This is a genomic window from Hyphomicrobium sp. NDB2Meth4, from assembly GCF_900117445.1.
Taxonomy (GTDB): domain Bacteria; phylum Pseudomonadota; class Alphaproteobacteria; order Rhizobiales; family Hyphomicrobiaceae; genus Hyphomicrobium_A.
Genome location: NZ_FPEJ01000006.1, coordinates 104,522 through 116,099 on the forward strand (window position 1 = coordinate 104,522; position 11,578 = coordinate 116,099).

The window sequence follows — 11,578 nt, forward strand, 5'->3', positions numbered from 1 at the left end:
GGTCTCCTCAAGGATTAGACGGAGCCGGGATAGTTCGGGCTCTCGCGGGTAATAAGAACGCCGTGGGCGTGGCTCTCGTGGATAGAGGCCGGTGAGACGCGGATGAACTTTGCCGTTGCGCGAAGCTCAGGGAACGTCTTGGCGCCGAGGTAGCCCATGCCGGCGCGCAGTCCGCCGACGAGCTGGTGTACCACGCCTTCGGCCGGACCCTTATAGGGTACCTGACCCTCGATGCCCTCGGGCACGAGCTTCAGAGTGTCCTTTACTTCCTGCTGGAAGTAGCGGTCAGCCGAGCCGCGGGCCATAGCGCCGATGGAGCCCATGCCGCGATAAGCCTTGTAAGTGCGGCCCTGGTAGAAATAGGTCTCGCCGGGAGATTCATCGGTGCCGGCCAGCAGCGAGCCGATCATCACGCAGGATGCACCGGCCGCCATCGCCTTCACAGCATCACCGGAATACTTGATGCCGCCATCAGCGATAACGGGGACGCCGTGCTTGGAGGCTTCCTCGGCGCAATCCATGATGGCCGTGAGCTGGGGCACGCCGACACCGGCGACGATACGCGTGGTGCAGATCGAGCCTGGGCCGATGCCGACCTTGATGGCGTCGGCGCCGCAATCGATGAGGGCCCTGGTCGCGTCGGCGGTGGCGACGTTACCGGCAACGACCTGGACGCTGTTCGACAGCTTCTTGATGCGCCTCACCGCATCGAGCACGCGGCTGGAGTGGCCGTGCGCGGTATCGACGACGATCAGATCGCAACCGGCAGCCATCAAAAGCTCGGTGCGGTGGAAGCCGTCCTCGCCGACCGTGGTAGCGGCGGCGACGCGCAGGCGCCCTTCCGAGTCCTTGGAAGCGTGCGGGTGCTTCTGCGCCTTCTCGATGTCCTTGACGGTGATGAGGCCGATGCAGTGCTTCTCGTCGTCGATAACGAGGAGCTTTTCGATGCGGTTCTCGTGCAGGAGGCGCTTGGCGTCCTCGCGAGAGACCGAACGCTTCACGGTGACCAGTTTATCCTTGGTCATCAGCTCGGAGACCGGCTGATCCAGGTTGGTGGCAAAGCGCACGTCGCGATTGGTGAGGATGCCGACGAGGCGGCCCTTGGCGCTGCCGTCCGGCTTCTCGACCACCGGAACGCCCGAGATGCCATGCTCGGCCATCATTGCGAGGGCTGATCGGAGCGAAGCTTCCGGATTGATGGTGACCGGGTTGAGAACGATGCCGGATTCATACTTTTTCACCATGGCGACCTGGCGGGCCTGCTCTTCAGGCGTCAGGTTGCGATGGATGACGCCGATGCCGCCTTCCTGGGCCATGGCGATGGCGAGACGCGCCTCGGTCACGGTGTCCATCGCGGACGAAATGACCGGAATATTGAGGCGGATCGTACGCGTTAGCTGGGTGCTGACGTCAGCCTGGCTCGGCAGGATTTCCGATGCGGCAGGCACCAGAAGGACGTCGTCAAACGTCAAAGCGACGTTGGAATCAATTTTGATCGGGCCATTACGTGCGGCCATCGTGAGGGTTTCTCCTGAGGGCTGGGCGACATTGTTCCGGGCCCAGCGGAAACGATGTCGGCAGGGCTATACCACCGGAGTCGTGGTGAGGGAAGCTGGCAGCCCTGCGACGGGTTGGGCAGCGGTGGACGACGTGACCACCGGCCTCCAAATGCCGCGTCGGGGCGGCTCATGACGCGAGGATCAGATGCCGTCCGAGGCCAGCGTGATCGGGCGGGGAAGGGCGGGGGCTGCTTGGACGTCCCAATTCTCCACCGGCTCACCGCGCCAGTTGGGCGCGGGAGGAACCGCCGAAATTGCCATGGCGGGCGGTGGCAGGGTCGGCACGATGAGCGCGTAAAGGAAAAGCAGTCCGAGGCAGGCGGTAGACGCGACCATCGCGGTCATCGAGATCATGAACAAGCGCATAGCTTCGGCTCGCAGTTTCCAGGGGGAAGCGTTTTGTCTTCCCGCTAGAAACTCCCGGCCAACAGCGCGGTTCCGGCGAAAGTTAAGGGCGGTACCGTTCTGACACAGATTCTTTTGGATGATGCGAAGAGGCGGAACCGGCCTCAGGCCTTATTGCGAGCCTTCTTGTACTTCTCGTCCCACTCGGCCAACTCCTCCTTCAGGTGCTTGGCCAAGCGCTTCGTCGCCTTGCGCAATTTGTCGGTGCCGGCGCCCTCTTCATCGCCCAGAGCTGTGAGCAACTTCTCGGCGTTGGTGATCGCGCTCAGCGTGTCGTGACGCACGCCCTTCACGTATTCCTTCATGGAACTCTCCATCTCCAGGGGCTTTGCGCAGCTTAGCTGCTCGCAAGATTGGGCGCCACGACGAGCTGGAAATTGGATGAGTGCGGACTTAGGCGCTCACGCGGCGAGGTCGACCTCTCCCTCTTCCTCGCCTGCCCAGTACTTGATGTGCACCGCTCGCACGTGGAGCATGACCAGGCCGGGCGTGTCGATGCCCCGCTCGAACCAGGCGTCCAAATCAGGTGTCCAGTGCGCGGCGAACACGGCCTTGTCACGGACGAGTTGCGCTTTTCCCGTGACGGCTATGAAAAAACCACCGCCGGAGAACAGGCCTGGCTCGACCGAGAAGGCCAAGGAAACGTGATCGTCGGCCGCGATATCGGCCACCATCTGGGATGAGGCAAGGGTGAAGAAATAGCTGTCGCCGTTGTAGTCGACATCGGAGTTGTTGCTCATCGGGCGGCTTGCAATCTCGCCGGACTGCGTCTTAGTTGAAAGCATTGCGATGTCGATATCGCGCATGCGCTGCGCGACTTCAGCCAAGCTCTTCCGCGTCATGGGCGCCTGCCTCCGCTCGTTGGACTTGGGACAACGGAAATAGAACCGAGAGGTTCCTGATGCTTAGCGGGGCGCGCATGAGGTTGGTAAATTGAGCGGATTGCTTGCACTTCTCGACGATGTGGTGGCGCTGGCGAAACTGGCCGCAGTCACGCTGGACGATGCCGCGGGCCAGGCCGTTAAGGCGAGCAGCAAGGCTGCCGGTGTGGTGATCGACGACGCTGCTGTCACACCCCGCTATGTGACAGGCCTTGCCGCCACGCGCGAATTGCCAATCGTCGGCCGGATCGCCGTCGGCTCGCTGCGCAACAAGCTGCTGTTCCTGCTGCCAGCCGCGCTGTTGCTCAGCGCCTTTCTTCCGCAGGCGATCACACCGCTATTGATGCTGGGTGGCCTCTATCTCTCTTTCGAGGGGTACGAGAAGGTGCACCACATGCTGGTGGGGGAGACGAAGGAAGCCAAGGGCGTCAAAGTGGCGGCGCAGCTCGCCAAAGGCGACAAGGCCTTGGAAGATGAGAAAGTGGCGGGCGCGATCCGCACCGACTTCATTCTGTCAGCCGAAATCATGGCGATCGCGCTGGCCGCTGTGAGTTCCCCCGACATCATCACGCAGGCCATCGTGCTGGCCATCGTTGCGGTGGTGATCACGGTCGGCGTCTATGGCGCGGTGGCTCTGATCGTCAGGGCCGACGACATCGGTGCGCGGCTGGCCCAGCGCAATGGTGCTGTCTCGGGTCCGATCGGCCGCGCGCTGGTTCGCGGGATGCCGCCATTCCTGGAGACGCTCAGCTTCGTCGGCATGGTGGCGATGCTTTGGGTGGGTGGCGGGATTTTGGTGCATGGCTTGGCCGAGTTCGGCATCCCGCAGCCCGAGCACATCATTCATGAGGTGGCCGTCGCGATCGGCGATGCGATCCCGTTCGACGGCGACATCCTCACATGGGTGGTGTCGGCAGCCGGTGCGGCGTTGCTCGGTCTCGTCGCCGGCGCGATCACAGCGGTGATCGTCGCGATCGCCCGGCTGCCGTTCCGCGGGGCGACACAGAGCCAAGAGCATTAAAGCTGCGATGAACGTGGGTTAGTGCTGAGGACGGTCGACGGAGGCGGTATCGCCGTCAGGAGGGCACTTGTGCTCGAGCGAGATCGGCTCCTCGTTGCACGAGGCATCGAACCGCGCGCTACCCTCCTCGGTGATGGGCTGCAGTGTCGCCTTGCAGAGCAAGCTCTGGCCATCTGGCGTGCCAGCGCGCAACTGCACGCTGCGGCCGACAAGAACGGGGAAGCGGAAAAAGCAGCTCTCGCCCATTGGGCGCAGAAGCACCGTGACGGTGTTGTCACTGGGTGAGATCTGCACGACGGAGAAGCTATCGCTGTCCGTGTCGTCGGTGCCGAATGAGACGGCCTGTTGCGGAGCAACGGAGAAGGTATCGAGAGACTCGTTGGCGTGGGCGAGCGCTAGAGGCGTGGCCGCTAAAAAAACGGCGGTGAGAGCAAGTCCACCGAGACACGGGTGTTTCATACCGTGAGCCTCTCTAATCCGACGCACACTGTAGCGCGTTCGCATGACAAAGTCCTTAAGCTTCCGACTTGTGCCCCGATGAATTTCATCGAACAATCCGGCGCCAGGAGCGTTTTGGTTAAAGCCGCGGGCGGGCGCTATTCCGCGCGGAACATCGCTCACTTTCGTCACAAGCGACGGCGTCCAGTGCGCGGTCAGCCAATTCCCCGCAACTGCAGCAGCGGAAGGTCGATGATCCAAATCAGTTTGCGCATTGTTGCAGCCATGCTGTGCTCGGCAGCTTTGCCCGGCCCCGCACGGAGCGACGCCTATCTGGCGGATTTCTCCTACCCGTATGACGTCGCACGCATGGAGTTTCGCTCGCAGGGACAGGACCTGTGGATGTCCTATATGGACATTGCCCCGAAGATGCCCAATGGGCGCACGGTCGTGTTGCTGCACGGCAAGAACTTCTGCGGGGCGACTTGGGAGAGCGTGATCGGCGCGCTATCGGGCGCGGGCTATCGCGTCGTGGTGCCCGACCAGATCGGGTTCTGCCGCTCGGCGAAGCCGCGCGCCTACCAGTACAGCTTGCACCAGCTCGCGGCGAACACCCATGCGCTGATCGAGAAGCTCGGGATCGAGAAACCGATTATCCTCGGCCATTCGATGGGCGGGATGCTGGGTATCCGCTATGCGCTGATGTATCCGGACCAGACGGCGGCGCTGGTGCTCGTCAACCCGATCGGGCTGGAGGATTGGAAGGCCGAGGGCGTGCCGCTCGTCACCATCGACGAGCTATACGCGCGCGAGAAGAAGACATCCGCGGAGACGATCAAGAAGTACCAGCATAAGGTCTACTACCACGGCAATTGGAGGCCCGAGTACGACCGCTGGGTCGATATGCTGGCGTCGATGTACGCGGGCAAGGGGGGCGACCTCGTCGCGTGGAGCCAGGCGCTGACGTCGGACATGGTGCTGTCCCAGCCGGTCATATACGAGGTCGGCGAATTGCGGGTGCCGACGCTGATGCTGATCGGCATGAAGGACACGACGGCGATCGGGCGCGACCGGACAACGCCTGAGGTCGCCAAGACGCTCGGCGACTACGCGGCGCTGGCGCCGCAGGTGGCGGCGCAGATCAAGGGATCGAAACTCGTCACATTCCCAGAGCTGGGGCACTCGCCGCAGGTCGAGGATCCATCACGCTTCAACGCGGCGCTGGTCCAATCGCTGGGGGCGCTGCTGCAGTAGCGCGCGCGGGGCTATTCGCGGCGGAAACCGGTGGCGAGGACGTAAAGCTCGGCGGAGTCGGAGCGGCTGGCCGGCGGCTTGACGTGGCGGACGGTTGCGAAGCGCTTCTTCAGCATGTCGAGCAGATCGCGCTCGGTGCCGCCCTGGAACACCTTGGCGAGAAACGCGCCGCCCGGTCTCAGCACGTCGCAGGCGAAGGCGGCCGCGGACTCGGCGAGGGCCATGATGCGCAAATGGTCGGTGCCCGTGTGTCCCGTCGTGGGCGCCGCCATGTCGGACAGCACCACGTCGGCGACGCCGTCGCGCAACAAGGATTTGAGCGTTGCCTCGGCGTTTTCGTCATTGAAATCGAGTTTCAGCGCCTCAACGCCAGGCAGCGCCTCCATTTCGAGGTAGTCGATAGCGACCACCTGGCCTTTGCCAGCCACGGACTGCACCCGCTCGGCTGCGATCTGACTCCAGCCGCCGGGCGCAGCACCGAGGTCGACGACGATGCCGCCTGTTTTCAGGAAGTGGTACTTATCGTCGATCTCTTTCAGCTTGTAGGCGGCGCGCGAGCGCATGCCCTCGCGCTTGGCCGCTGCGACGTAGGGGTCGTTGAGCTGGCGTTCGAGCCAGCGCTGCGATGAAGGGCGATGCTTGCGCGCGGTTTTCAAGCGCGTGTACATCTGACGCTGACCACCGCCGGGCCCTTTTTTTGGTCCGCCGCTCTTCTGGCTCATTGGCTCTTGCTCTCAAACTGGGCGGCGGCGGCGACGCGCGGGGGCAAAAACGCCATCCTCAAGCATCAGCGTCGTCAGGATACCTTCGCGAAGGCCGCGGTCGGCGACGCGCAGGCGTTCACACGGCCACATGCGCAGGATGGCTTCAAGGATGGCGCAGCCCGCGAGCACGAGATCGGCGCGGTCGCGGCCGATGCAGGGTTCGGCGATGCGCTGCTCATAGCTGCGGCCAAGGAGATCGCCGGTTACGTCGCGGACGTCACCCACGCTGAGCCAGCAGCCGTCGACGCGGTTGCGGTCGTAGCGCTTCAGGCCGAGCTGGATGCCGGCGACGGTGGTGACGGTGCCGGAGGTGCCGAGCATGTGCATGCGCCGGCCGGCCAAGCGCCCGGCGAGTCCGTGTTGAGCCTCGAACGCGGCGAGCAGGCGGTGTGTTTCGGCGACCATCGCCTCGAACACGTCGGGCGTCACATGACGGCCGCCGAAGCGTTCTGCCAGGGTGACGACGCCGATCGGCAGCGACGTCCAGGCAACCATGCAGTGCTGTGCGTCGACACGGCCGGAGAAGCGCCGGTCGCGCTGACGGTTGCGCCGGGACAGGTCGAGCAGGATCAGTTCAGAAGAGCCGCCACCGATGTCGAACACCAGGACGTAGTCGCAGCTGGGGTCGATCAGGGCAGCCGATCCGGAGACGGCGAGGCGGGCTTCGAGCTCGCGCGTGAGGATCTCGATCTCGAGGCCGAGCTTGTCGCGGACACGGGCAAGGAACTCCTCGCCGTTGACTGCGACGCGGCACGCTTCCGTGGCGACGAGGCGGGAGCGCCGGACCTTGGCGCGGCCCAGCTTAGAGGCGCAGACTCTCAAGGCGTCGAAGGTCCGCGTCATCGCCGCCTCGGAGAGACGGCCGCTCTGGCTGACGCCCTCACCCAGCCGAATGATGCGCGAGAAGGCATCGACGACGCGGAAGCCGCGGCGTGACGGGCGGGCAAGCAGGAGCCGGCAGTTGTTGGTTCCGAGATCGAGCGCGCCATAGACGGCGTCGGTGCGCGCGTCGCGCTCGAGTTGCTGAGGCACCGAGCCTACGGCATCGCTGCCGGCCGTGCCTGAGGCAGAAAAATGAGCGGAAACCGCGGCTTGGAAATCGCCGCCATTGGCCGTGCCAACAGGCGCTTCGGTTGCGCCGCCCTCGTCGGGATAGCCCTGCACAGTCCAAATTCTCCAGCGCCTGGCATGCGGCCCGGGAAGTGGGCAAGCGCGTCATCAGGCGTCTTTCTGGATGACACTTGTCGACAGTCTAGCAGTAATCGGCGGGGCGTAAAGCGTAAGTCTCGGGAGCCTGCTATCCTCGCCGGGGCGTAGCTGAAATAGACTTAACCTATGCTCCAGCAGGCTCTTTTTGCGACGATCGCCGCTCTTGTTGCTATGGCACTCCATGGCCAGAGCGCCGTTGCGGGTGCACTGGGCGATGCCGAGCGCGCCCGTCTGCTTGCCGCTTATCCGGGCTACCTCAACCGGATCGAAGGCAACGAACTCGTCTGGCAGGACGGCACGCGCATGCCGCTGGACGATGGCCGGGGGGCGAAGCGCTTCGAGGCTTGGATCGATGATCCCGACGTCGAGGACATGCTGTCCGTGCCCTACCCCGCGGGCGATGCCGTTTCACCGCCGGCCAGGAACGTCGATCCAGGGCGGGCACGCAATCAAGCCTTCTTCGACAAGGTCTATGGCGACTGCCGCCGGGGCGAGGTGGAGCCGAATCTGACGCGCGTGGCATGGTTGCCAAAGCGCAGCAAACAGCGCCTTCCCTTCAACCGCCGCAACGGAGCAGCCGAAGCGCTCGCGGCGGTGAGCCGCGAACTGGACGATCTGCCGGACGCTTTCGACGTTTATCTGGTGCCTTCGGCCGGCACGCATAATTGCCGGGTTATCGCTGGGACCAACAGGGTATCGGCACATGGCCATGGCATCGCCATCGATATCGCGCTGAAGTGGGCGCACTACTGGCGCGATGCGATGAACGGCAACGATGGCGAAGTGGCCTTCCGGAACGAGATCCCGATGGAGATCGTGCGGATATTCGAGCGGCACGGGTTCATCTGGGGTGGGCGCTGGTATCACTACGACACCATGCATTTCGAGTACCGGCCGGAACTCGTGGGGGTGCGTGGTGGCGGGGCGGGCTTAGCGAAATAGCCTGATCGCCGCGACCAGCGGTTGCCCGGTTGCGGAGGTGCGAAGCACCTGTTATATGCGGCCCTCCGGCGGCTAGCCCCGCCGATGATCCCGGCATTGGGGGATCGTCTAATGGTAGGACTGCAGACTCTGACTCTGCCTGTCTAGGTTCGAATCCTAGTCCCCCAGCCAACAAAATCCGCAAAAAGATCAATGAAATCAAGCGTTTAAGCTCAAGCGCTGGCCACGCTTGCGGTCCCGTTCTACCTCTTTGGGATAGAATTTAGGGTAGAAAGCGGGGCGGTCGATGCGGCCAATCAAGCCGACGCGCAAGGCGGGTCTTTGGACGCTGACGCGGTTCGTGCCGAAAGGCTTCCGGCACGTTGAGGCGCGCAAGGTCGTTCGCGTCAGCACCGGTATCCGAGTTGCTGATGATCCTGCGGGCATCCGTGCGCACGAGGCGGTTCAAGCGCTCAACTCGCAGTTGGAGGCGTACTGGCGCGGGCTCGATGCGGGCCAACCAGTTGCGCCGGTCAGCGCGACGACCGCGCGCGCTTATGTCGAGCAGATGCGCAGCCGTCATCTCCCTGCGGGCGGGTTGGACGGGAATGCAGTCGAAGAAATCGCGCGGCGAGTTGCAGCGCTGATGCGGGCGGGCGAGGCTGCGAACCCAACCTTGACGCTCAAGGCGCAACCGACGCCCAAATCTGCACCGACCGCCGCGAAGCGCAGCGGCGTTGCATCATCGACCAAGATCGCCTTATCGACGCTGCTCGATGAATATGAAGCTTCGCAGAAGGTTCAGCTTGCGAAGTATTCGCCGGACCAGTTGCGCCGGTGGCGCAACGGACGCATCCGGGCCGTCGCAAACCTGAAACAGGTTCTCGGCGGTGATCGCTACATCGAAGACATCAGCCGCGACGACGCCCTGAACTTCCGGGATTGGTGGCAGGACCGGATCGTTGCGGGCGGGGTCAAGATCGATAGCGCCAATAAAGAAATCGGGATCATCAGCCGCATGGTGCATGTGCTGAACCGATCAAAGCGGCTCGGGTTAGAACTGGTCTTCAAGGAGCTTTGCATCGAGGGCGGCGGCTACGAGCAGCGCGCAGCCTACGCGGTCGATTTTGTGCAGAACAACATCCTCGCGGACGGTGCCCTCGATGGGCTGAACGACGAGGCCCGCGGCGTCGTCTACGTCTGCGCCGAAACCGGGATGCGCCCCGTCGAGATCGTCAACCTGACGAGGCGAACGATCCGCCTTGACTGCGACGTGCCCCATATCTTGGTGAAGCCTGAAGGCCGCGTCCTCAAGACCGATTACAGCGACCGACATTTCCCGCTTGTGGGCGTCGCGCTTAAAGTCATGAGCAGGAACCCGAACGGCTTTCCGAGCTACTTTGACAAATCGCCCGTCCTTTCGGCGACCGTGAATAAGTATCTGTCAGCGCACAAGCTGCGGCCGACCTCAAAGCACAGCCTCTATTCGCTGCGTCATACGTTTGAGGATAGACTGACGGCGGTTGAGCCGCCCGAGAAGATCCAAGCCTATCTCATGGGCCATAAGTATGATCGACCGAAGTATGGCAGCCCGCCGTCGCTCGAACAGTTGAAAGGCTGGCTCGACAAGATCGCCTTCCGCGCGCCAACATCATTTGAGCCATGACAATCGAAATGCCCAAGATCGCCGCTGTGTCGGTCGTCACCCCGAACCTGATCGACGTAACGTGGGCAACCGGCCGCTCGGAACGCATCGACCTCACCGGCTGGATCGCAACCGGCAGCACTATCCTCGCGCCGCTGACCGATCCTGCCGTCTTCGCAACGGCGCGCGTTGACAAAAACGGCAGCGGTGTTTCGTGGGGTGGCGATGATGATCTCGCAATCGATGCGTTCCACCTATCCATGATTGCCGGCGACGCCGCAGACGTTGCAGCCTACGACGCCGCGAAGGGGCGGCATGCGCGCGGCGAGGACGAACTGATCCCCGCCGCATTCGCCGACCGCCTGCTCGATGGCGAGAACAAGATCCGGGTATGGCGCGAGTATCGAGGCTTGTCCGTCGAGGCGTTAGCGAGCGCCGCGGGAATTGCGACGGATCAGATCAGACAGATCGAAGACGATGCGCGCAGCGCATCGCCCGATGACGTTGGCAAGATCGCGGCGGCGCTGCGTATTGATGTCGATGATCTAGCGTAGCGCGAAAAAGCTCTGCAACTGGACTGGCTCTCAAGTTTGCCTCGGCGTAGAGCACGAGAGCCGCGCAGATATACGCGGCCCTCATGAGCTTCGGCTCGCCCACCTTGGAAAAGGACATCACCATGAACGCAGCAACCATCATCCGCCATCCGGCGGCGCCTAAGAAGGCCCGCACGCCACGTCCGCGCGGCGCCTCGGCATCCTACGTCCGCCGCCAACGGCGGCAGCACATCGCCGCTACCGGCGTTGCCGCAGTCGCCATCGTCTTGACCGCGTTGTCCCTCTCGCATCTTGCGGCAGGCATCGCTCTCGTTACTGGCGCCCCCGCGCTCGAAGCTTGGGCACTCGCAATCGGCATTGACCTCGGGTTCCTCGCACTTGAACTCGCGCAACTATCCGCGGCCACGCCTGCCGTTCGCCGTCAGATCGAGCGGTTTAGCCGCCCCGCCATCGTTGCGACCCTGGCCGTCTCGGCAGCGCTGAACGCATTTGCTTTTGGCGCAGCGGCCGAGGGGCTGATGCTATATCCGGCGGCAGCGCTTGGCATCGCGGTTCCTGCGCTCATCTACGCTTTGAGCCGAGTTGCCTTTGGCCTATCTGTTACCCGCTGATCACGATATGAGGGGGCGCCGCAAGGCGCCCTCTCTGCATTGGAGCATTCGATGACGGGCAGCGAACTGCAAGCAATCCGGCGGCGCCTGAAACTGTCGCTCGTCCGCTTCGGCCTCGCCCTTGGGTACAGCGGCGCCGACAAGAACGTTCAAACGACGATGCGCAGATATGAGGCGGACGAAAAGCCGATCCCGCCATGGATCGCCCGGCTTGCGATCATGTTCGACCGTTACGGCGTCCCGGATGATTTCCGCGACGAGGACGAGCGCTTGCCTGGGACCGAATGATCGACTGGCCACCCCCCTCATCCCAAGA

General features: G+C 63.5%; 14 protein-coding genes and 1 tRNA gene. 8 read left to right on the top strand and 7 right to left on the bottom strand.

All coding sequences use genetic code 11. From position 1 onward, the window contains the following. Positions 1-14: 14 nt before the first annotated feature. The 4 genes from guaB to NDB2M4_RS12200 all read right to left on the bottom strand — a co-directional run bounded on the left by guaB (position 15) and on the right by NDB2M4_RS12200 (position 2,806). Positions 15-1,517 carry an IMP dehydrogenase gene (guaB, locus tag NDB2M4_RS12185; protein ID WP_072375367.1) on the bottom strand — a complete coding sequence of 501 codons (1,503 nt, stop codon included), beginning with the start codon at positions 1,515-1,517 and terminating at the stop codon, positions 15-17. A 183-nt stretch (positions 1,518-1,700) separates the two neighbouring features. Next, entirely contained in the window at positions 1,701-1,925 is a 225-nt protein-coding gene (locus tag NDB2M4_RS12190; RefSeq protein ID WP_072375370.1) for a hypothetical protein, read from the bottom strand. 143 nt (positions 1,926-2,068) lie between these two features. Continuing rightward, positions 2,069-2,269 carry a hypothetical protein gene (locus NDB2M4_RS12195; protein WP_139247234.1) on the bottom strand — a complete coding sequence of 67 codons (201 nt, stop codon included), beginning with the start codon at positions 2,267-2,269 and terminating at the stop codon, positions 2,069-2,071. 96 nt (positions 2,270-2,365) lie between these two features. Then, positions 2,366-2,806: a pyridoxamine 5'-phosphate oxidase family protein gene (locus NDB2M4_RS12200; protein WP_072375376.1), complete on the bottom strand. Its 441-nt coding sequence runs from the start codon at positions 2,804-2,806 to the stop codon at positions 2,366-2,368. Positions 2,807-2,897: 91 nt separating this feature from the next. Between NDB2M4_RS12200 and NDB2M4_RS12205 the strand changes: the two genes are divergently transcribed. Further along, positions 2,898-3,866, top strand: coding sequence for a DUF808 domain-containing protein (locus tag NDB2M4_RS12205; RefSeq protein ID WP_072375379.1), 969 nt, complete (start codon positions 2,898-2,900; stop codon positions 3,864-3,866). Between the two features lie 18 nt (positions 3,867-3,884). Here NDB2M4_RS12205 and NDB2M4_RS12210 read toward each other — a convergent pair whose 3' ends face one another. Beyond that, positions 3,885-4,325, bottom strand: a complete 441-nt coding sequence (locus NDB2M4_RS12210; RefSeq protein WP_072375381.1) for a hypothetical protein — start codon at positions 4,323-4,325, stop codon at positions 3,885-3,887. 231 nt (positions 4,326-4,556) lie between these two features. On the opposite strand from NDB2M4_RS12210, the gene NDB2M4_RS12215 reads away from it, so the two are divergent. Next, positions 4,557-5,558: an alpha/beta fold hydrolase gene (locus NDB2M4_RS12215; RefSeq protein ID WP_072375384.1), complete on the top strand. Its 1,002-nt coding sequence runs from the start codon at positions 4,557-4,559 to the stop codon at positions 5,556-5,558. Between the two features lie 11 nt (positions 5,559-5,569). Here the strand turns inward: NDB2M4_RS12215 and NDB2M4_RS12220 are convergent, their stop codons facing one another. Together NDB2M4_RS12220 and NDB2M4_RS12225 are read right to left on the bottom strand one after the other, a co-directional pair. Next, on the bottom strand, positions 5,570-6,280 hold the full coding sequence (locus NDB2M4_RS12220; protein WP_072375387.1) for an RlmE family RNA methyltransferase: 711 nt from the start codon (positions 6,278-6,280) through the stop codon (positions 5,570-5,572). 12 nt (positions 6,281-6,292) lie between these two features. Further along, on the bottom strand, positions 6,293-7,486 hold the full coding sequence (locus tag NDB2M4_RS12225) for a Ppx/GppA phosphatase family protein (protein WP_244536160.1): 1,194 nt from the start codon (positions 7,484-7,486) through the stop codon (positions 6,293-6,295). Positions 7,487-7,657: 171 nt separating this feature from the next. Between NDB2M4_RS12225 and NDB2M4_RS12230 the strand changes: the two genes are divergently transcribed. From NDB2M4_RS12230 to NDB2M4_RS12255, 6 genes are all read left to right on the top strand, one after another. Continuing rightward, a complete protein-coding gene (locus NDB2M4_RS12230) occupies positions 7,658-8,473 on the top strand; it encodes a M15 family metallopeptidase (protein ID WP_072375390.1) in 816 nt (271 codons plus the stop codon). 97 nt (positions 8,474-8,570) lie between these two features. Beyond that, positions 8,571-8,644, top strand: a tRNA-Gln gene (locus NDB2M4_RS12235). Positions 8,645-8,759: 115 nt separating this feature from the next. Then, entirely contained in the window at positions 8,760-10,118 is a 1,359-nt protein-coding gene (locus NDB2M4_RS12240; RefSeq protein ID WP_072375393.1) for a site-specific integrase, read from the top strand. After that, complete coding sequence (locus NDB2M4_RS19990) at positions 10,115-10,651, top strand: helix-turn-helix domain-containing protein (RefSeq protein WP_139247235.1); 537 nt, start codon at positions 10,115-10,117, stop codon at positions 10,649-10,651. The genes NDB2M4_RS12240 and NDB2M4_RS19990 overlap by 4 nt, the downstream gene beginning before the upstream one ends. A gap of 83 nt (positions 10,652-10,734) precedes the next feature. Then, complete coding sequence (locus tag NDB2M4_RS12250; RefSeq protein WP_072375396.1) at positions 10,735-11,262, top strand: hypothetical protein; 528 nt, start codon at positions 10,735-10,737, stop codon at positions 11,260-11,262. A gap of 51 nt (positions 11,263-11,313) precedes the next feature. Beyond that, entirely contained in the window at positions 11,314-11,550 is a 237-nt protein-coding gene (locus NDB2M4_RS12255) for a helix-turn-helix domain-containing protein (RefSeq protein ID WP_072375399.1), read from the top strand. Positions 11,551-11,578: the final 28 nt, after the last annotated feature.